Annotated in this window: 18 protein-coding genes and 2 pseudogenes; 9 read left to right on the top strand and 11 right to left on the bottom strand. The window is 59.6% G+C overall.

Features of this window, described 5'->3' with window-relative positions; all coding sequences use genetic code 11:
* Nucleotides 1-197: 197 nt before the first annotated feature.
* Nucleotides 198-1,313, bottom strand: a complete 1,116-nt coding sequence (locus tag AAC640_RS17465) for an AGE family epimerase/isomerase (protein WP_340268585.1) — start codon at nucleotides 1,311-1,313, stop codon at nucleotides 198-200.
* Nucleotides 1,314-1,743: 430 nt separating this feature from the next.
* Here AAC640_RS17465 and AAC640_RS17460 point away from each other — a divergent pair, with 430 nt between their 5' ends.
* The 5 genes from AAC640_RS17460 to AAC640_RS17440 are packed head-to-tail and all read left to right on the top strand — an operon-like array spanning nucleotide 1,744 to nucleotide 5,689.
* Nucleotides 1,744-2,817, top strand: coding sequence for a hypothetical protein (locus AAC640_RS17460; protein ID WP_340268583.1), 1,074 nt, complete (start codon nucleotides 1,744-1,746; stop codon nucleotides 2,815-2,817).
* A complete protein-coding gene (locus AAC640_RS17455) occupies nucleotides 2,810-3,766 on the top strand; it encodes a hypothetical protein (protein WP_340268581.1) in 957 nt (318 codons plus the stop codon). Before AAC640_RS17460 ends, AAC640_RS17455 begins: the two co-directional genes overlap by 8 nt.
* A complete protein-coding gene (locus tag AAC640_RS17450; protein WP_340268579.1) occupies nucleotides 3,763-4,392 on the top strand; it encodes an HAD family hydrolase in 630 nt (209 codons plus the stop codon). The genes AAC640_RS17455 and AAC640_RS17450 overlap by 4 nt, the downstream gene beginning before the upstream one ends.
* 38 nt (nucleotides 4,393-4,430) lie before the next feature.
* The gene (locus AAC640_RS17445) at nucleotides 4,431-5,048 is read left to right on the top strand and encodes an NTP transferase domain-containing protein (RefSeq protein ID WP_340268577.1); all 618 of its coding nucleotides are present in this window, start codon (nucleotides 4,431-4,433) and stop codon (nucleotides 5,046-5,048) included.
* Entirely contained in the window at nucleotides 5,048-5,689 is a 642-nt protein-coding gene (locus AAC640_RS17440; protein WP_340268575.1) for a class I SAM-dependent methyltransferase, read from the top strand. The genes AAC640_RS17445 and AAC640_RS17440 overlap by 1 nt, the downstream gene beginning before the upstream one ends.
* A gap of 198 nt (nucleotides 5,690-5,887) precedes the next feature.
* Here the strand turns inward: AAC640_RS17440 and AAC640_RS17435 are convergent, their stop codons facing one another.
* Complete coding sequence (locus tag AAC640_RS17435; protein WP_340268573.1) at nucleotides 5,888-6,010, bottom strand: hypothetical protein; 123 nt, start codon at nucleotides 6,008-6,010, stop codon at nucleotides 5,888-5,890.
* Between the two features lie 91 nt (nucleotides 6,011-6,101).
* Between AAC640_RS17435 and AAC640_RS17430 the strand changes: the two are divergent.
* Together AAC640_RS17430 and AAC640_RS17425 are read left to right on the top strand one after the other, a co-directional pair.
* A pseudogene (locus tag AAC640_RS17430) lies at nucleotides 6,102-7,245 on the top strand (IS3 family transposase).
* A 42-nt stretch (nucleotides 7,246-7,287) separates the two neighbouring features.
* Nucleotides 7,288-7,704 (top strand): annotated as a pseudogene (locus AAC640_RS17425) (IS5 family transposase); the annotation flags it as partial.
* Between the two features lie 377 nt (nucleotides 7,705-8,081).
* On the opposite strand, the gene AAC640_RS17420 reads toward AAC640_RS17425, so the two are convergent.
* The 9 genes from AAC640_RS17420 to AAC640_RS17380 are packed head-to-tail and all read right to left on the bottom strand — an operon-like array spanning nucleotide 8,082 to nucleotide 17,464.
* Nucleotides 8,082-10,022: a hypothetical protein gene (locus tag AAC640_RS17420; RefSeq protein ID WP_340268571.1), complete on the bottom strand. Its 1,941-nt coding sequence runs from the start codon at nucleotides 10,020-10,022 to the stop codon at nucleotides 8,082-8,084.
* Nucleotides 10,022-11,539 (bottom strand): hypothetical protein, encoded by a 1,518-nt coding sequence (locus AAC640_RS17415; RefSeq protein WP_340268569.1) that lies wholly within the window; start codon nucleotides 11,537-11,539, stop codon nucleotides 10,022-10,024. Before AAC640_RS17415 ends, AAC640_RS17420 begins: the two co-directional genes overlap by 1 nt.
* Nucleotides 11,540-11,559: 20 nt before the next feature.
* Nucleotides 11,560-12,579: a glycosyltransferase family 2 protein gene (locus AAC640_RS17410; RefSeq protein ID WP_340268567.1), complete on the bottom strand. Its 1,020-nt coding sequence runs from the start codon at nucleotides 12,577-12,579 to the stop codon at nucleotides 11,560-11,562.
* Nucleotides 12,576-12,962, bottom strand: a complete 387-nt coding sequence (locus AAC640_RS17405) for a GtrA family protein (RefSeq protein WP_340268565.1) — start codon at nucleotides 12,960-12,962, stop codon at nucleotides 12,576-12,578. Before AAC640_RS17405 ends, AAC640_RS17410 begins: the two co-directional genes overlap by 4 nt.
* Nucleotides 12,959-13,873: an NAD-dependent epimerase/dehydratase family protein gene (locus AAC640_RS17400; RefSeq protein ID WP_340268563.1), complete on the bottom strand. Its 915-nt coding sequence runs from the start codon at nucleotides 13,871-13,873 to the stop codon at nucleotides 12,959-12,961. The genes AAC640_RS17405 and AAC640_RS17400 overlap by 4 nt, the downstream gene beginning before the upstream one ends.
* Entirely contained in the window at nucleotides 13,870-14,964 is a 1,095-nt protein-coding gene (gene rfbG, locus AAC640_RS17395) for a CDP-glucose 4,6-dehydratase (protein ID WP_340268561.1), read from the bottom strand. Before rfbG ends, AAC640_RS17400 begins: the two co-directional genes overlap by 4 nt.
* Complete coding sequence (gene rfbF, locus AAC640_RS17390; protein WP_340268559.1) at nucleotides 14,946-15,722, bottom strand: glucose-1-phosphate cytidylyltransferase; 777 nt, start codon at nucleotides 15,720-15,722, stop codon at nucleotides 14,946-14,948. Before rfbF ends, rfbG begins: the two co-directional genes overlap by 19 nt.
* A 37-nt stretch (nucleotides 15,723-15,759) precedes the next feature.
* On the bottom strand, nucleotides 15,760-16,623 hold the full coding sequence (locus tag AAC640_RS17385) for a transketolase family protein (RefSeq protein WP_340268557.1): 864 nt from the start codon (nucleotides 16,621-16,623) through the stop codon (nucleotides 15,760-15,762).
* Nucleotides 16,616-17,464, bottom strand: a complete 849-nt coding sequence (locus tag AAC640_RS17380; RefSeq protein ID WP_340268554.1) for a transketolase — start codon at nucleotides 17,462-17,464, stop codon at nucleotides 16,616-16,618. Before AAC640_RS17380 ends, AAC640_RS17385 begins: the two co-directional genes overlap by 8 nt.
* 61 nt (nucleotides 17,465-17,525) lie before the next feature.
* Here AAC640_RS17380 and AAC640_RS17375 point away from each other — a divergent pair, with 61 nt between their 5' ends.
* Nucleotides 17,526-18,446, top strand: coding sequence for a class I SAM-dependent methyltransferase (locus AAC640_RS17375; RefSeq protein WP_340268552.1), 921 nt, complete (start codon nucleotides 17,526-17,528; stop codon nucleotides 18,444-18,446).
* Nucleotides 18,447-18,484: 38 nt separating this feature from the next.
* Complete coding sequence (locus AAC640_RS17370; RefSeq protein ID WP_340268550.1) at nucleotides 18,485-19,234, top strand: class I SAM-dependent methyltransferase; 750 nt, start codon at nucleotides 18,485-18,487, stop codon at nucleotides 19,232-19,234.
* Nucleotides 19,235-19,257 lie beyond the last annotated feature (23 nt).

Genomic DNA, 19,257 nt, shown 5'->3' with positions numbered 1-19,257 from the left:
ACCAGCACCAAGTCTGAATCACAACGCAGCCGCAATGCGAACCCCCCGGCGAGTCAGTTCGTGTGGAAACCGCTCTAAGTGGCAGTAATAGCCCGATGGACGAACTTGGCGCAACTTTCATCCCCTCAGGTGCAGGAGCATGCCACTGAGAAAGTCCCGCGGGCCCGGCTGTCAGATTGCAAGTCGCAAGCAATGGATCAGGCCTTCAAGAGTTCCGAAATGCCGCAAACAATATGGTAGAAGGAACTGGCTGGCGCCGGTTCATCAAGTGGCTGTCCGGCCTCATCCATTTTATCATACCAAATGGCAGGATAATCCGGATCGAAGTAGCGGGTCAGTCCTTCATATGCAGCCACGACCTCCTGTTCGTCTGCCTCCATCGCGGTCCGACGATGTCGCGCTACGGCTGACTTCAGCCGTTCGGTCTGTGGCCAGAGCCGGGCACGTCCATCGATCACCTCTCCGCTTAGGCTGACCTGGTTTATGGCAAGGCTCCGTTGATCGCAGATGCCCCATTTCCGAGCAAAGACCAACAGTTGTTCGGCCGTGGTGGTGCAGCGAATAGGGTCGAAGGCGACTTCGAAGAGCCAGGCCCATTCCAGGCAGTGGCCCGGCTCCACGATGACACCTTCGGGCGGCGGCAGTGGCTTCCAGTTTTCGTCGAAAAATTCGGTTACAGCGCCCGAAGCATTTTCCTGAAAGCGCCCCTTGAACATTACCGCTATCCGGGTAGCGAACTCCTTCCAACGCGGATTGCCGGTAAAGGTGTAGTGGGCAAGGCCAGCCTCGAACAGGTGCATGTGGGGGTTCTGGCGGAATGGCGGGCAAGGCGTGATATCTCCTTCCCAATATCCGCCCTGAAGCCGGCTCCATCGATCCTCCAGTCTGTCCAATACCCGCTCGGCGAGATCGAAAAGGTCCTTGCGGCCCAGCGCTTCGGCGGCGTGAGCTAGCGCAAAGAGGCCGAACGCCTGATTGTAGAGATCGGCTCGATAGTCCGCCACGGCGCCGCTCGCATCGAACGCATGAACAAATTCGCCATTGCTGGAAATGCCTTTGTTCACAAGATGGTCCGTTGCGCGAGCGACGGTCTCGCGCCAAGGTCCGCTCCATCCCAGCCGACCAATTTCGCAGAAGCTGTAGATCTGTCGCGCTTGCACCATGAGGCGCCGTATATCGTCCAGAGGCTTGCCTGTGCGGGAAAAGGCCTCGACGAACATGCCGTCGGCATGCACGCCCTGATCCGCCCAGAACGGGGCCGCTACTTCAAGCAGCCATGTTCGTGCGTTTTGCTGGGCATGCTGTAAGGCCATGAAGTTCCCCCTATTGAGATCGTGCAATGTCGGGCGGGCCCGCAAACGGGCCGGTCATGGCGCCTAGGCCGCGGATTGTCCAGTTTAACCTTGGAAAAGGCAAGCTGGGGCTGGCTGTGCTGACATAGCATGCTGGCTTATTGCTAGGTAAAGAAAAATTGGAGTTTTTTTGGACATATTAAGCGTAAAACTGGATCATGATTTATTTATGCTCGGTATTTATACATCGTGTAATTTATAAGTTGGCACGAATATCGATCGCATAGGACTGCTGTACATGATTTATGCGTTTTTAATGGCAGATAATGGCGCGTTTTCTTTTTAAATTTCGGCGCGTGATTGGTATGGGGCAAACTAATTCTTGGTTGACACACTTCGTATCGGAGTGCGATGACGTGACCTTAACGTGCAGGAAGGCAGATTTAACAAAGTGCTGGATTTTGACCAGAAGTTGGCCGGGCGAGATGAGGCGGCGACGGCCCGTTCACTACCGCTGACTGCTCTGGCCCAATTTTGCGCTGACAAAGACGTCGTGATTGCAGGGACATTCGCTCCGGCTTTAGCACGGCTTCTGCCAGGAGCGCGCGTCGTCGGTATTTTTATTCCTGGGTCGGTGGCTGAAGTGGTTTCGGCACCTCGCGATCTGCGAAGCGGCTGGCGGTGCATTGATCGGTCGGCGCTTGGCATTTGCCTCCCCGCTTGCGACATTCTCGTAGTTAGCGATGCAGGCTGGGGTGAAGCGATCGTCAGCGATGCTGGTCATCTCTCCGCGCTGGCCGACAAGGTTCGGGATCGGATTGTCTTGCCCTTTGAGGGATCGACGCTTTTTGCGGCTTGCCGCTGGGTTTTGGGCCATTCCTGGGTGGAAAACACCGATACAAATGTCTGGATATGGGCTAATAGCGAGCGATCGCAGATTGAAGCTGAGATTTGTCTGCTCCGACCGTCGGGCGACGCCCTCGCGCTCAAGTTCCATACCATGACGCGGCCGGAAGCGGCAGGCGACTTGATAATTGATATGGACGGACAATGCGTTCGCGCCGCTGCACCATCGGAGTGGATCACTGTCCCGTTTACGGCAGACCAGACCCGCATACCGATTTCCTGGCGCGCAGACATTCCCGCGCTTGTGCTATCGCCTGATGTTCGGCGTATGAGCTTTGGTCTTGTTGACATGCACCTTGTTGCGGAGGATGGCACTATGGTGGTTCCGCCAGCCGATTTTATGCAGCAGTCGACGCTTGGTATCACCACGCCGCGCACCGCGAGGTCGGCCCTTCACGCTGCGGGATTCACCCGCGTCCATTCCCTTGCGAGTTCGTCTGACGGTAATCGTCGGGACCGCTTAATCGCTTCATCTTCAATCATGTTGGAGGGACTGGACTGCATAGCCGCTGATCATGGGGCCGCTGCGCCAATGTTGTTGGGCAAGGGCGAGATTGCCTGGCTATTCGCAAGCAAATCCCTCACCGCATGCCCTCTTAGGGAGGACGTGTATGGCTGAAGATGACACTTGCTATATTTTCGCCGGGGTGGGCAGCGAATATTCACTCGGGCCGTTGGCTGACTTCCTCAGGAAGCAGGGGCGTCACTGCATTGAGTTGGACATGGTGCGTGCGGGCTGGCGTGCTGCTCTGGCACAGGCACTTGAGGCAAGGCGGCGTATTCTGGTCAGCTCACAACATCCGTACTTGAATGGGCACCACTACCACGTTTATTACGGAACCGATTTGGATGTGCTGAACGTGCCCGAATTGCAAGAGGTATTGCAGCCCAATCGCAGCTACTTCGTGCCTCATGATCTGCTGTCCCCAATCAAAGAGTCGGAGATTGCCGGATTGACGCTGTTCGACGCAATCTTGATGCCGTCGGATAGCTGGTGGTATCTTTCGACCTATGTCCCCTGCGAGACCGTCGGGTGGATAAAAGCTGCACAGAACAATACACCTGCAATCGCTCGAGTGCCTTTGCGGATCGCTTGGTTGCCCTCCGAGATCGGGGCCTGGCTCGCGCGTCCATCTGGGCTGTTCGAGGAGGTTTACAGGGACTTGCTTGCCCTTTGTCCGCTGTTCAAGCCGCCCGCCTTTCCGGGGACTCAGTCGATGATCGAGCTCGCCCTAAGTGCGGGATGTCAAGTCTTCGACGCTTCGGTTCAGTCCAGCCTCCTCATTGACCAATCGCATGTTGTGGTATCGAATGGACTTTCGTCAATCTGCGCTGAAGCTGCGCTAAGGGGAGTGCCGACCCTGTGCATAGACGATGGCTCGGTGGAATCGGGATATCTCCGTGACCATTGGCAAGCTCTTCCCGAAGTGGCGGTCCATACTCCTGACCGGGCTTGGGCACTGCTTTCGTCTTGGCGTGACCATCCCGAACGGATTCCATCGCGCACCTCGTCGATCATAGCGCCGTTCGATTTCGAAAAGGCGGCCGCCATTGTCGAGGCGCTATGAAACGACAGGGTGACGCCGATATTGCGAAACGGAGGTGCAAGTGGCACTTTGCCTTCGATCTGGATGGTACCATCACATCCGAAGAGTTGCTGCCCCGAATTGCGGAAGCAGTAGGACTGCGTGACGAAATCGCAAAGCTCACAGAACTAACGATGGCGGGGCGTATACCGTTCGCCTACAGCTTTCAGGAGAGGGTAAAGCTCTTGCAGGGCATCCCTGTCTCGACTGTGCGTAATATCGTGGAAAGCGTGGACCTCGATCCGCACATCGTTGCCTTCCTCCAGCAGAACGCCGACTGCTGCTACATCCTTACCGGTAACCTCGACGTGTGGGTCGCGGCGCTTTGCGCCCGTCTTGGCGCGAAGCTCATTTCATCATCGGCGCTCGTGGAGGACGATCGGATCGTCGACCTGATCAGCATCGTTGACAAGAGCGTTTCGGCGCGGACAATCCCTCGGCCATTTGCCGCCATTGGTGACGGCCACAATGATCTGGGCATGCTGGAGATCGCGGATGTTGCAGTCGCCTTTGGCGGCGTTCATCCGCCTGCGCAGTCACTGTTGAGAGTCGCAACACACGCGATTTACGATGGAGCCGCGCTGTGCCGCTTTCTCCGACAGTTGTGATCAGTTGCGCAGGCATGGCGACCCGACTGGGCATGGGCATGACCAAGGCGCTGATCGATATCTGTGGAAAACCTCTGCTGCATTGGCAACTGGCGATGCTGCGCGACGTAGAGGATGTCCGTATAGTAGTGGGGCACCAAGCAGATCAGGTGATTGCGTGCGCACTTGCCGCTAGGCGCGACATTACCTTCGTTTTCAATCATGCCTATCAGACCACGGGGACAGCCAAGAGCTTGTGCCTTGCTGCCGTGGGTGTGGATGGGGATATCGTCTCCCTCGACGGCGACTTGCTTGTTGTTCCCCAGGATTTCCGAAATTTTCTTGATGCAGACACAGCGCTTGTCGGCTGCCTTTCCATTTCGAGTTCCCAGCCTGTGATGGTCGAAACACGTCATGACAAGGCTGGTGCAATGGTTACCGCGTTCTCGATGGAGAGGGGAACTGCCGAATGGTCCGGGCTCGCCAGAATATCCGCCAAGCAACTTCGTCAAGCCGACGAAGAGGGGCGAGCTGAGCGGCACGTCTATCACATACTGGAGCCGTTGCTGCCGCTGCGCGTGATCGAAGTGCGCGCCACCGAGGTGGATACGATCGACGATTATGAACGCGCGCTGGTCTGGATGCAGCAATATCGTGACGCGTGGGAGGGCCTGTGATGAATAGCAAGATCGTTGGTGAAAAGATTGATCGTTTCTGGGAGGCCCGATCGCGTCAGCCAGCCGTGGAGGCCGCCCGCTTCCATCCCGAGTTCACACCCTACGACCTAGCATTGATTAGGCCGCATCTTACCAGCGGCGCAATGATACTTGATTTGGGATGTGGCACATGCGCGCTGGCGAATGCTATTGCTGCTCGGGAAGCGGTTCACGTCCACGCCGTCGACAAATATCCAGGGATGGTGGATTTTGCAGACAAACGACCCAATCTGACTACCGAAGTTGCTGACGCTATTGATTATACCAGTGACAGGCAGTTCGATGTCATCCTTCTGTTCGGCGTCATTAATTCGATACCGGAAGCCGATGATCGAATGCAGATGTATTGCACTTTGCGGCAAATGCTTCGCCCAGGCGGCAAGCTGATTGTCAAAAGCCAGTGCGGCATCGCGGAGGAGGTACTCGTCGACACCTATTCACAGGATCTAGGCATGGACTACGCGGCGATATATCCGCACGTCGATGATGAGGAGGAACGCCTCAAGCGCTTGTTTTCAACCACTCGGATCGATCCCTACCCTACTGAATATAACAGGTGGCCGAACACGCATTTTTACGCCTTCGTGTGTGTCCAGCATTAAGTCGGCTGTCTGCCGCTCTCACGCTGCCGAACATCAAGGACGGTGGCTATTCGCGCATTGGATATGTGGTGTCGCCGCACCACGGCAGACACACTGGAAAGGCTTTCGCCAGAATCTGGAGTTGTTCCTCGTCACTCCAAAGGTGCTGTTGCTCCGACCCAGCCGCCGATGACCGCCTGCTCTCCGTCTCCGCTTGTTTCAGTCCAGCTTGTTGATCGCCGCTCGCATATGATCGAGGCTGGCACTGGAATAGCGCTGGACCATACGCAGCGACTTCCAGCCTCCCATGTTCATGATGGTGATGAGGTCGATCCCGGCCATGACGCAGTGGGAGGCCCAATGATGGCTGGACTTGTAGCGGTTTTGCGCCGGTCACTTGAGCGATTAGAGCTCGCAACAGGAGACCGACGAGATGATCAAGCATACAGAAGAGTTCAAGCAGGAGGCGGTGCGGATTGCGCTAACCAGCGGGTTGCCCCGCGACCGGGTCGCATCGGATTTGGGGATCGGCAAATCGACGCTGGGTAAGTGGGTGTCGCAGTATCGGCCTAGTGATCTGGTTTCAGCGCCGCAGGCAGATCTCGCGCGTGAGAATGAACGGCTTCGTCTTGAGAATCGGGTGCTCAAGGAGGAGAGGGATATCCTAAAAAAGGCCACGCAATTCTTTGCGAGCCAGCGGCCGTGAGGTTCGCGTTCGTGGAGAGTTGGCGCCATGCGTGGCCCGTCGAGACGATCTGCCGGGTGATGCGGATCAGCCCTCGTGGCTATCGATCCTGGCGCTCGCGACCGATCAGCCAACGTGCGCGCACGGATATGAAAGTGCTGGCACATATCTGGGAACAGTATCGCCTCAGCCTTGGCAGTTATGGTCGTCCGAGGATGACAATGGAACTCAAAGAGGTCGGCCTCGATGTTGGCGAGCGCCGTGTTGGACGACTGATGACCCGAAGGGCGGGGGAGCCAACATCAACGGGATCAAGCCTGTCCGCACGCGCAGGCACAAGGTGACAACGGATAGCTATCATCGCCTGGGGGTCGTAGCGAACTGGCTGGACGGCGACTTCGCCGCCGATGCGCCCAACCGTAAATGGGCGGGCGACATCACTGATATCTGGACGTCAGAAGGCTGGCTCTACCTTGCCGTAATTCTCGACCTGCATAGCCGGCGTGTCGTTGGTTGGGCGGTAAGTGACAGGATGAAGAAAGACTTGGCGATCAGGGCGTTGGAGATGGCAGCGCGCCTGAGCCAGCCTCCCGGGGGCTGCCTTTTCCATTCGAATCGCGGCAGCCAATATTGCTCTTACGACTATCAGAAAAAGCTGCAGGCCTATGGCCTGCGTCCATCGATGAGCAAGGGTAATTGCTACGACAATGCCTCCGTTGAGACGTTCTTCAAATCCCTGAAGGCGGAACTCATCTGGCGGCAGAGCTGGCCGACAAGGCGACAGGCAGAGGCTGCCATTTTTCAGTACATCAATGGGTTCTACAACGCCCGTCGCCGACATTCATATCTGGGCGGCATCAGCCCGCTCGCGTTCGAAGCCAAGGTGGCATAATTAGATAGGTGACCGGCACAAAACCGTTACAAGTCCAATCGTGGCATGGGACGTTCCCGGGGCGGCCCCACCAGCAAACTCCGCGCTCTTGTCGATGCTGACGGACGCCCTGTCAGCCTGAGGCTGACCGGCGGGCAGGTTCACGATGCCTGCGAGGCCGAAGCGCTGATCGAGGCCATTCCCCAGGGCGCAACCCTGCTGGGTGACAAGGGATATGACAGCAACGCCATCCGTGAAGCTGCTGCGGCGAGGGACGTCTGGGCCAACATTCCCAATCGATCCAACCGCAAGCAGCGCTTCGCCTTCTCGCCATGGCTCTACAAACAGCGAAACCTCGTCGAGCGTTTCTTCAATCGCATCAAACAGTTCCGAGGCATCGCCACCCGCTACGACAAAGACCCAGCCAACTTCCTCGCCGCCATCAAGCTCATCTGCGTCCGCATCTGGTGCGCCGAATAATGAGTCTACGCGCTAATCCAGCTGGCATGTTGAATCAGATTTCCTAGCCCAAGGGAATCCCCACGCTTCTGTCAGATCGGATTAGGCTCTAGCCTTCCAAGCTTGTGATGCGGCTTCGATCCCCGCTACCCGCTCCAGCAGACTGCCTTACAGATCGTGTCCCAACCGTCAGTTCGGGCGATGGTGCTATTGTCGTCGGCTGCGACCCAGCCGATCAGGGTTGTGATGTGCTGCGTCAATCGCCCGCCACCCGAGGGCCTCCTCGTTTCGCTGGCGCGAGAACTGTCTCCTTGCGCCGCATCAGTCGGATCACCGTCGAGGGCGCTATCCTGCCATCAACAGGGTTGGTCAGAGCTATACGATGCGGCTCAATCAATTCAGCGATCCACAGCAGCTCCCATGTGGCGGGGCACAAGATAATATGCGCGATAACTGCCGAACGACCGCTCGCGATGTACATCATAGGTTACGCGAAATGCAGCTACCCACTGTAGATGCTCGGCATCTGTCAGGATCCACCCTGGCCGGCCGTAAGCATTTGCGCTTCGACGGACATAATGTTCAATGGATGTCGCAGGCAGCGGGACGAAATTAGCCAGGTTGTTGACGCTGGTCCACGCTGCACCGGAAGAGCGGACCATCAGGTAGTTGCGATCGAACAGCGCAACTGCTCCGGCCTTCTGGCCCTGAAGATATTGCAAACCCGCGATCGCATCGGGGGGCAACATGGCGGGCCTATCTTCAGCCTCGGGTGCAAAGCGAGCAATCAGCCGTGACGGTCCAACCTGCAATGGGCCGATCTGGGCGGCGCCCTGTCGCCAAGGGCCGTAGTCGAAGGTGACTATGAAGGCGACCATTGCGACGAGCAAGGTGTGAATGAAGGCGCGTCCAAAATGTCGCGCCGTTTCGCCGGCGTCGTTCAGATTGCTCAGGGTCGCCAGCAGCACCAGGACCAAAAGAGGGAACAAGTTGAGGATATTATTGTCGTGACTGCGGCTGATATAATAGGTGCCCGCCGCCAGGAAACCCAGCAGGCAGGCATAGAGGGGCCGGGCCTGCTCTGACAGGCGCTGCCGTGCGAGCATCATGATGCCAAGCGCCAGAGCGGCAAGCGCGATCCAGATGGTCCCGACAAGATTGACGGGCAGGAGCCCAGGAGGATGCTGCACATAGGCGAAGAAATCCGCAAGGGTGATCGTCTTCGCCGAAAGCATCCACAGGATCAGCGCAAGGATGCAGATGCCGGCTGTCAGAGCAATCGCTCCACGAGCCGCCCCTTGGGCAAGCGTGATGACGGCACCGCGCCGGCTGCCTGCTTCTGTCGCGTCGCGTAGTGCGAGATAGGGCCACCAGATCAGCGTTCCAAAGAACGCGGCCTCGGGCGACCAAAAAAGGTCGATCAGCCAGATACCATGGCCTATCCAGTCGCGGCGGACCTTGTGATGTTCGGCGTAGAGGATGTGAAGCAGTAGTGCCGAAATCGACAGGAATCGCAGCCCTGCGACCGAGGGTGTGATCACGGGTCCTGCAAAGTTGCTGGGGAAGCCGGTCCACATGAAAGCGGCACAGAACATGGCGAGAAGCGCCAGCCAGCGCACGCCCCTGGATGACTGCCCGGTCAAGATGACCACGCTTCCCGTAAGCGTCGCAAAGTAGAGCGCATTGGCGACGACCGTGGTCTCATACATGCCGCGCCAGCAATCCTGACCGCAACTGGCCAGCAGCACGACCGTTGGCCCCAATCCATATTGGATCGGAAAATCGCGATAGGGTACGCCGCCGCCTCGCCATGCCTCTACCGGAGCGAGATAGGCGCCCCAATGATGCCAGGCGAGGTAGATGGTGTCCGCTGCCTCGAAAGGCGCCGTCAGAAGCCCAACGCCGACGCCGATGATCGCGCACGGCAGCATTGTTCGGAGGAGTCTTGGGGGCGTAACGGCATCGGGTTTCCAGCGCGGCAGGAAGCCGGCTCCCACAGCTAGCAGGGCCGCGATCGCGGTTGGGACGAGGCCGAATGACAAGGATTGCGTCCACCAGATAGTGGTGGCGAAGAGCAGGGCAGCGGTGATGCCGCCCAAAAGGGCCATGGTTCCAAGACCAAAAAGTGGGATCAGGACAAATATGCCGATCAGGGGAAAAGCTCCCTGACGGAACGCCGTCAGCGCAACCGCCCCCAGGAGCAGCAGGGCGCAGGCCCCCAGTTCGATCCGGCGCTGTCGATCAGCATGCGAGCCAAAGGCCGGGCTGACATAAGGCGCTAGAAGCACGGCGAGGAGCAGCGCGGCATAGACCGCCAGCATCGTTATCGACGAGGTCATCAGCGGCCCTGCACTGCTAGGAAGGATCGCGCCGGCACGCGCCACGGGCGATCCCAGCATCTATCTGGGGTAGCGGAACTCACCCGGTCCATGGGCACTATGCTGATGGGGAATGCTGTCCGAGCGGCGAAGTAGGAACTGTGTGGAGGATGCAAAGTGGACTGTCGTTCCCATACCCCCGCAACCGAGCAATGTGGCACGGGCGAGGGTGCGAAGCGTAGCGCGTTTGCAATGCCGATTATGCCCGTCACCGAGCCCAGAGCGATGACGACGCCGAAGCTCACTTTCTCGCGCCAGCCAGCGATGCGCGTTGCCCAGTCGGCATAGGCCACCGCGAGGATCGCTAACGGCATGATGGAGGCGCGTGTCTGGAAATCATTGAACATGCCGATCGACCAGCTGGGCATTAGGAGGAGACAGACAGCCGAGATGGCTAGGCTCGTGCGATCGACGCCATTGTTACGATCGAACAGAACCGGGAGCAGAAAGGGCGTCACTTCGAACAGGATGATCAGGAAATAAAGGATCAGGTTCGGAACGCGCAGCCCTCCGCCGACCGCTGCGGCGTCCGTCGACAGATAGAGGAGCGCCGGCACTGCAATCGCGGTCGCGATCAGGCAAAGCAGGAGGTCGCGCGAATCCCACGAACGCGTCCAAAGCGCGCGCATCCCCGCGAATAAAGCGAAGGGCACGGCACCGAACAGGATGAGGGGCGACCAAAGTGCAGCAAGAGGCAGCGTGGCGCCAAATATTCCGATGGGAACGAGCTTTCCGCGCCACAGAAGATAGACGACGGCGACGGCCCAGCCGGCAAGGGCGTGCTGCGGAACCCAGAAGAGTTGGGTGATGTGCGCGCTATATTGATAGCCGCCGGCCCAATCCTCGATATGGTCCCACCGTGCCTCCCCGGTCACCCATTGCGAGATGAGAGTGCCCAGAATGTCGAGGCCGCTGAATACTACAAAGATGATGAGGGCGATCCAGCGCGCGCGACGACCTTCGAACAGGGCGGACCCCAGCGCGAACAGCAGGCCAAGAAGCAGGCTGTTCTGAACAAGCAACATCCAGTCGCGGCCCAGTTGGCTCGCACCGCCCATCAACGCGGGGATCAGATACATGCCTATTGGCGCGCGCACGATCTGCGACCGACCGTCCAGCCAATAATCGAAAGGCCAGTGATGTCCGCCCATATCGGCGAGGAGTGCATCGCGTACCTGCCAGTCAGTGGGGGCGTAGAAGAGCCGTCCTTCGCCGCCGAGCATCAGCAGGACCGCAGCCACCAGCAGGCAAGTCAGGAAGGTCGAAAGCCCGATGCGACACTGATCCGGCGTCATCCTGTAGGCGACGAATCCCAGCAGTGGCGGCATCATGACAGCAAGGGCCGCGACCAGCAGTGGTGGCTTCCCTAGGAAGCCCAGCAGCAGCACATTGTTCAGGGCAAAGAAGGCAATGAGCAGAGCCGGTAGCGCGCGTAACGGGACACTTGCCGATGCAATATTCCGATCGTTGGCTGCCACGGCCATAGCCGGCGATGGCGTCACGCTGCCTCCACGCCCAGTTCCTGCTGGAGCGCGTGGACCGGGCTCCCGGCCACATCATCGCCGACCATTGCCGCTTCCATATTGATCCGCTCCCGCTCGACAACGAGCGGGCGCTTGCGAACCTGCGCGTGGATCGAAGTCACATATTCGCCCAATATGCCCATGAAGGCGAGCTGGACCCCGGAAAGAAAGAAGAGGGCGACGATCAGCGTCATCATGCCGCGCGGCGCCAGATTGGGCCAGATGAAGTACAGTCCGACCGACGCCGTCGCGTACAGCATGCAAAGCAGCGCCATGGCGATGCCCGCGAAGGTGCACAGGCGCATCGGCACGTTCGTGAAGCTGAAAATGCCGTTCAGCGCCTGGTCGATCAATCGCGGCAGATTATTCTTCGAAATGCCCGAGCGACGCGCGGCCCAGGTATAGGGCACGATGACGCGGCGGAATCCAACCGAAGCGATGATGCCGCGGATATAGGGATAATGGTCGTCATGGCTGACGACGGCTTCCCACACCTTGCGGTCCAGAAGCTGGAATTCGCCGACGTTCACCGGAATGTCGATGTCGCTGAAACTGCGCACGGTGCGATAGAAGATCGCACGGCAGGTGCGCAGCGCGAGGCTTTCCTGACGGTTGACCCGGGCGCCGGCCACGACTTCGACGCCGCCTTCCCAGAGCTTTACGAATTCCGGAATCATTTCGGCCGGGTCCTGAAGGTCGGCGGGCAGGAACACGACTACCGCGTCACCGGTTGCGGCACGAAGCGCGTTGAAGTTGGAGCGGAAGGGTCCGTAATTACGTGCGTTCAGTATGACCTTCATCGAACGGTCGCTTGCCGCCAGCGCGCGCAATATGTCCTGCGTGCCGTCGCTACTGTCATTGTCGGCAAATATATGCTCGCGCTTATAGCGTGCCAGCGGCGCTCCGGGGGCGAACAGGGCGGCGACCGCGTCGCGGCACGCTTTGACATTATCCGCCTCGTTGAAGCAGGGCGTCACGATGGAGATGGTCTTCATGATGTCTGCTCCGGCGAGGCCGCGAACACGAAGCGGCGCATGGCGAGGAAGGTGAGGGTGAAGATCGGCAGAATAAGCGCCTGAGCGAGTAGCGGGCCAAGGCCACACCGCATGGCAATGTCGAGTAACAGGATGTTGAGGCCCATCATTGCGGCATAGACCGCCAGGAAGCGCGGCAGCTTGCGCAGGTCGCGCGAGCGAAACACGGCACTCGTCGTCAGGAAGTTGAAGAGGACGCCGACAACGGTGCTGATCACCACGGCAATAGGAGGCACGATGCCCATCAGCACCTGCGCGCTATAGACGCCATAGCCGAACAGCGTGTTGATCCCACCGGCAATGAGGAAGCCGATGAACCGGCGGTCGAAGGCGGACACCATCATGCGGCTTGCCTCAACGAATCCACGACGCTGACGAGCCCGTCCTCGATCATGATGCGCGGGGTCCAGCCGGTCGCGGCAGTGAGCCGGCTGCAGTCACCTTCCAGATGCATGATCTGGTTGGGGCCGAAGGGGATGTCGCCAAAGGTCAGCGGAAGGCCGGGGCACGCGAGGTCGCGGATGCGTTCGACGATCGACCGGACAGTGACGGCGCGGCCGCTCGACAGGTTGAACACGCCTTGAGCCACATTGGTCACGGCGGCGGCCAATATGCCCTCTGCGCAGTCGGCGATGTGCAGATAATCCCATTTCTGCGTGCCAGGGCTCGTGCGCGGCGTCTGTCCAGCGATGATCTGGGCCGCCACCGAAGGGATCAGCCAATTGGGATTGTCGCCGGGGCCATAGGGCGAAAAAAGACGCAGCCATGCAAAGCCGATGCCCGCGTCGCCCGCGCGTTGGCGCGTCAGATGGCAGGCGGACAGCTTGGCCGCGCCGTAGAGAAGAAAGGGTTCGGTCGCCGCGCTCTCGTCGATCCGGCGGTCATGCCGGCCATATTCGGCCTGGCTGCCGATGCCGATGAAACGGCGGGCGCCCGCCGCGATGACGCTGTCGAGTAGTTCAACAGTCGTGCGTATATTGTCGAGCTGGATGTCGCCGGCGCGCGCGGGTCCGCCTACGCCTTCCCAAGCGGAATGGATCACGATGTCGGGCTGCGCATCGATCAGGATTGCGCGAACTGCGTCACGATCAGACAGGTCGGCAACGGCGATCGCGCAGCGTCCAGCGAGCGCTAGGACACGCGGTGAGGAGCGGGCGCGGACCAGAATAGTGACTTCATGGCCATTGCGGGCCGCAAGATAGGCGACGGCGGCGCCGACAAAGCCGCTCGCTCCAGTGATGAGGATGCGGCTCATGCCGGCACCATGGCGAGGAAAGCCTCGGCCTGCGTGCGAGTAACGACCTGCTTGTCCTGGGCGCGATACCAGTCTGCCGTCAGCGCGAGCGCGCGATCCAGCGTCAGGCGCGAACGCCAGCCGAGCGCATCGGCAGCAGCGGAGGAATCGAGCGTCAGCATCGCGGCTTCGTGGGGATGGTCGCCGGGCTGCGTCGCCCAGGGCTGGGCCACGCCCCAATGGCGGCCGAGCAAATCGATGATATCGCGGACGCTAGCCATGTCTGCAGCGGCCGGCCCGAAATTCCAGCCATGCGCAAAGCGGGCGGGGTCGGCCGCCAGTGCTTCCGCCAGCAGCAGATAGCCGGTCAGCGGTTCGAGTACATGCTGCCAGGGGCGCACTGCGTCGGGATTGCGTATCTCCAGCGCCCGCCTGGTAGAGAAAGCCCGGATCGCATCGGGAACCAGCCGGTCAGTCGACCAGTCGCCGCCGCCGATGACATTGCCCGCGCGCGCGGTGGCGAGGCCGGCGCCTCGCTCGCCCAGGAAACTATCGCGCCAGCACGCGCTTACCAGTTCGGCGCAGGCCTTGCTGTTGGAATAGGGGTCATGGCCCCCAAGCGGTGCGTCCTCGCGATAGCCTTCGGTGCGCCCGTCATTGGCATAGCATTTGTCAGTCGTTACGGAGACGATCGTCCGAACCGAGGCCGCCTTGCGGCAAGCCTCCAGCACATGCGCCGTACCCATAACGTTGGTCTGATAGGTGCCGATCGGATCGACGTAGGACGCGCGCACCAGCGGCTGCGCTGCCAGATGCAGCACGACGTCGGGCTCGGCGTGGGTGACGATCGCTTCTACGGCGGCGGCATCGCGAATGTCTGCGATATGATGATCGCACAGGTCAGCGCCGCCGATCAGATCGAACATGGAAGGCGTTGTGTCGGGGGCCAGTGACAGGCCGGTAACGCGCGCGCCCAGCATATCCAGCAGGACGAGCAACCAGCTTCCCTTGAACCCGGTGTGGCCGGTCAGCAGCACGCGCCGCCCGGCCCAGAACCGGGGCTCGGGCGTCGACGCCACGGCGCTGCCTTGCCTCAGTGCCAGGTTTTCCATGGCGCCTCTTGCCGTTCCCACATGCCTTCCAGCATCTGCCTGTCGCGCAGCGTGTCCATCGGCTGCCAGAAGCCGTCATGGAAGAAAGAGCGCAGCTCGCCGTCCGAGGCCAGCCGCTCCAACGGCTCGCGCTCCCAGACACAGCTGTCTGAATTGCTGAGATAGTTGCCGATCGAGCGGTTGAGGACGAAAAAGCCGCCATTGATCCAGCCGCCTTCATCCACCGGCTTTTCGGCGAAAGCTGCAACCTGATCGCCATTAAGGTCGAGCTGGCCGTAACGGCTTGCCGGTCGGACCGCAGTCACGGTTGCCTTGCGGCCGTGCGAACGGTGAAAGTCTATGGCAGCGCCCACATTGAGGTCGCTGACACCATCGCCATAGGTCAGGCAGAAATCATCGTCATCGCCGAGATAGTGCAGCGCTTGACGCAGGCGACCGCCGGTCATCGTCTCGGCACCGGTGTCGATCAGGGATATCTTCCAATCCTCGCATGCATTACGATGCACGTCGGTCGTGCCACGCCGCAGGTCGATCGTCACATCCGACATATGAAGCGCGTAGTTGAAGAAATATTCCTTGATCATGTAGCCCTTGTAGCCAAGGCACACTATGAACTCGTTCACGCCATGCTGGGCATAGATCTTCATGATGTGCCACAGAATCGGCTTGCCGCCGATCTCCACCATGGGCTTTGGCCGGACCGACGTTTCTTCGGCGAGGCGGGTGCCGAGGCCCCCTGCAAGGATGATCGCTTTCATGGGTCAAATCCTATGAACAGGCGTGGTAAAGAAATAGTTATACCGCCAGGCGGCCGATCCGGTTGAGTGTTGATTGGCTCGCGACCATGTCGCAAATTTCCGCCGAGAGGGCGATTGGCTGGATGCAGGCGGCGGCTGGTGTGCCTGCCACAGATTCCGTCAGCCATGATCCGAAGCCGCCGTCCGCCAGATGATCTTCCAGCGTCGTGATGCGGCTATGCCGCGCGATCTGGGCAGGCTGTTCCGTCTTCGCGGCCATACTCCAGAGCGGCAGGGACCAGACGGCCTGACCATCCGCCCGCGCGATCGCCGCCCCGAGCGCCGCCCCGGTCGATAGCATCACGGCTTTTTCGTTCCCCTCGCGCACCTTCACCCAGCGTCCTGGCGCGATGTCCGGGATGCTGTCATGGAAGCGCGGTTCTCCCGCCTTGCCGAGGCGCAGGTAGGAGGGGCCGGGATTATCGATCAGCCATCGGACGCACGCCCGCGTTTCCAGCGGATCGCCAGGCGCGGCGATCGACATGTTTGGCATCGCGCGCATCAGGGCATAATCCTGCACCGCATGGTGCGAATAGCCGAGCGCGCCATAAGACACGCCACCGCCCACGGCGACGACGGTCACCGGCAGGCGGTGATGATCGACATCGTTGCGGATCTGCTCAGCGCAACGGAAAGTCGGGAAATTGGCGATCGAATAGGTGAATACATGATAGCCTTCGCTCGCCATGCCGGCGGCCAAGCCCGTCATATTCTGTTCCGCGACGCCCGCATTGATGAAGCGGTCGGGGAAGCGATCTGCAAAGGGCTCAATTACATTGAAGCCAAGGTCGCCCACGATAAGAGCGATATTGTCATGGCTTTCGGCCAGAGTGGTCAACTCATCGATGAAGGCGTCACGCACGGCCATTCTCCCATTCGATCTCCGCGAGCGCCGTTTCCAGCAGTTCGGCGGTGGGGTTGCGATAATGCCATTCCACCTTGTTCTCCATGAAGCTGACGCCCTTGCCCTTGGTGGTATGGCAGATCAGCATCATCGGCTTGCCGGCCACCCATGGCCCGCCTTCCAGCGCGTCGGTCAGCGCATCATGATCGTGCCCGTCAACTTCGCGGACGGCCCAACCGAACGCCTCGAACTTCGAATGAAGGGGTTCGAGCCGCAAGGTTTCGTCCACCGTACGCAGGCTCTGCAATTTGTTATAATCGAGAATGCAGATGAGGTTATCGAGGCCATGATGTGCCGCGAACAGCGTCGCTTCCCAATTGCTGCCTTCGCCCCATTCGCCGTCGCTGGTGAGGACGATTGTCCGCCATGCTTCGCCGCGACGCTTGGCCGCAATCGCCTTGCCCGTGCCGAAAGGGAGGCCATGCCCCAACGCCCCGGTGGAAAATTCCGCCCCCGGCACCTTGTGGCTGATATGCGCCATCAGCATCGATCCATCTGCGCCATATGTTTCGAGCAGGGTGGGGTCGATAAACCCCGTTTCGGCTAGGGCGGCGTAGACGGCGACGCAGGCATGGCCCTTTGACAGGATGAAACGATCCCGTTCGGGATGATGCGGTGCGGCCGGATGGACACGCAGGGCTCTGCCATACAGCACAGCCATGATGTCGGCGATCGACAGCGCTGATCCGATGTGAGACGCTTTGGCGCGTGTGACCATGCGAAGGGCCTGGCCACGGATGCGGGCGGCCAGCGATCTGGTCCCATGCGGTCGTGCTGCTATGACCTGTGTTTCTTTCATGCCCCGAAAATCCCCGGATATGGTTAACATTTGCTCAACCAAGATGCACTAGGGAGATTAGATGAATTATGAGCCCGTCATTGCCGCGCGCGACTGCCCCCTTTGCGGAGCCGGTCCCGAACAGGCCGAGCCTTTTTTGTCCGACACACGGGATGAAAGCCGCGTGAGCGCGTCAAGCTTCGCCTCGCGCAAAGTGCCGGAATATATGAGCCACGCCATGGTGCGTTGCCAGGCGTGCGATCTTGCTTATGTGGATCGCCCGCCCACCGTCGGCTCGCTGGCGGCGAGCTATCATGAGGCGGATTATGACAGTGCCGAAGAAGCTGAGGATGCCGCCGATGCCTATTCGCGCGCGCTTGGCCCGGTGCTCGAAAGATTGAAGGGGCGGGGGGGCGCACTGGAAATCGGAACGGGAACCGCCGCTTTTCTAGAGCGGCTGCAAGAGGCAGGCTTTAGAGAACTTGTAGGGGTTGAGCCTTCGACAGCCGCCATCGCGGCTGCGCCGGCACACCGCCAAGCATGGATCCGCGAGGGCATTTTCCGGGAAGAGGATTTTGCTCCCGATAGTTTCGACCTCATCTGCTGCTTCATGACGCTGGAGCATGTGCGGGATCCGGGCGCGTTGGTGGCTTCGGCTTATCATCTGCTCAAGCCCGGCGGCGCGTTCGTCGGCGTCACCCATGACCGGCGCGGACTGCTCAACCGGCTTCTGGGCCCCCGCTCGCCCATCGTCGACATCGAGCATATGCAGCTATTCTCGGCGGAAAGCTCCCGGCGACTCCTCCAGATCAACGGCTATGGCGATGTCGGAGGTGCAAGCTTCTGGAATAGCTATCGGCTCAGCTACTGGCTGCGGCTTGTGCCGATGCCTGATGGACTGAAGGGTGCGCTGACCCGAATGGTGCGCGGATCCTGGCTGGACCGTCGACGGCTGTCGGTGAATGTCGGCAATTTCATGAGTTGGGGCTTTAAGCCGCTTTAAACGCTTTTATGATGGGCCTTAGACTGGATGCTTGCGTAATGGCCGGAACGGCGAACACCCATGATGAGCATTTTAAGCCGATTCCTTTACGGTTTGGTTCTTCCTTTAGCTCAAGGCTGGCGTTTAAACTGCGCTGCTTTGTCGATCTGCAACTCGGCACCATATGGCGCTTCCTTGGCCCAAAGCTATCCACCTTGCAGGGCAACCTTTTGGACGTGGGCTGCGGCGAAATGCCTTACCGAACTTTCCTGCCGGCGGACGTGGACTATGTCGGGATAGACGTGCCGCAGGCGGGAGCGTTCAACATGTCGGGGAATGATGAAGTCATCCCCTTTGACGGCAATAGCATTCCCTTTTCTGACGCGACTTTCGACACAGTGCTCTGCACGGAAGTGCTGGAACATTCACCTGAACCAGCATTGCTGATAGCAGAGATCGAACGTGTGCTTAAGCCCGGCGGCAAATTGATCGCCACAGTACCTTTTTCTGCACGGGTTCACTACGCTCCCTATGACTATCACCGCTTTTCCAAATATGCGCTCGCCGGGATGTTCCGAACATTTACGGATGTCCACATTAGCGAAAGAGGCAATGACATAGCAGTCATTTCCAACAAACTGATCGTGCTGGCCATTCGCATGTTGAGGCCGTCGCGCTCTATGCTGTTGCGAGTGCCATTGATTCTGCTCTTGCTACCCGTTTGCGTTACCTTTCTTTTTGTCGCACATATCACTCTTATACCAACCACCAGTGATGCTGACTCACGAGGGGGATTCCCAAGGCGGTAAATTTCTGAATCTATGGCTTCTCG

The organism is Sphingobium mellinum (assembly GCF_037860795.1).
Lineage (GTDB): Bacteria > Pseudomonadota > Alphaproteobacteria > Sphingomonadales > Sphingomonadaceae > Sphingobium > Sphingobium mellinum.
Note: the sequence above shows the minus strand (reverse complement) of the source record. Positions and strands in the feature narration are given on the sequence as shown.

Bases quoted from the DNA above. Each gene is read 5' to 3' on its own strand.
- AAC640_RS17375 (WP_340268552.1), top strand. From the start codon at position 17,526: ATGAATTATGAGCCCGTCATTGCCGCGCGCGACTGCCCCCTTTGCGGA.
- rfbG (WP_340268561.1), bottom strand. From the start codon at position 14,964: ATGGAAAACCTGGCACTGAGGCAAGGCAGCGCCGTGGCGTCGACGCCC.
- AAC640_RS17380 (WP_340268554.1), bottom strand. From the start codon at position 17,464: ATGAAAGAAACACAGGTCATAGCAGCACGACCGCATGGGACCAGATCG.
- AAC640_RS17445 (WP_340268577.1), top strand. From the start codon at position 4,431: ATGACCAAGGCGCTGATCGATATCTGTGGAAAACCTCTGCTGCATTGG.
- AAC640_RS17440 (WP_340268575.1), top strand. From the start codon at position 5,048: ATGAATAGCAAGATCGTTGGTGAAAAGATTGATCGTTTCTGGGAGGCC.
- rfbF (WP_340268559.1), bottom strand. From the start codon at position 15,722: ATGAAAGCGATCATCCTTGCAGGGGGCCTCGGCACCCGCCTCGCCGAA.
- AAC640_RS17450 (WP_340268579.1), top strand. From the start codon at position 3,763: ATGAAACGACAGGGTGACGCCGATATTGCGAAACGGAGGTGCAAGTGG.
- AAC640_RS17405 (WP_340268565.1), bottom strand. From the start codon at position 12,962: ATGATGGTGTCCGCCTTCGACCGCCGGTTCATCGGCTTCCTCATTGCC.
- AAC640_RS17455 (WP_340268581.1), top strand. From the start codon at position 2,810: ATGGCTGAAGATGACACTTGCTATATTTTCGCCGGGGTGGGCAGCGAA.
- AAC640_RS17420 (WP_340268571.1), bottom strand. From the start codon at position 10,022: ATGACCTCGTCGATAACGATGCTGGCGGTCTATGCCGCGCTGCTCCTC.
- AAC640_RS17435 (WP_340268573.1), bottom strand. From the start codon at position 6,010: ATGGCCGGGATCGACCTCATCACCATCATGAACATGGGAGGCTGGAAG.
- AAC640_RS17370 (WP_340268550.1), top strand. From the start codon at position 18,485: ATGGCCGGAACGGCGAACACCCATGATGAGCATTTTAAGCCGATTCCT.
- AAC640_RS17410 (WP_340268567.1), bottom strand. From the start codon at position 12,579: ATGAAGACCATCTCCATCGTGACGCCCTGCTTCAACGAGGCGGATAAT.
- AAC640_RS17465 (WP_340268585.1), bottom strand. From the start codon at position 1,313: ATGGCCTTACAGCATGCCCAGCAAAACGCACGAACATGGCTGCTTGAA.
- AAC640_RS17400 (WP_340268563.1), bottom strand. From the start codon at position 13,873: ATGAGCCGCATCCTCATCACTGGAGCGAGCGGCTTTGTCGGCGCCGCC.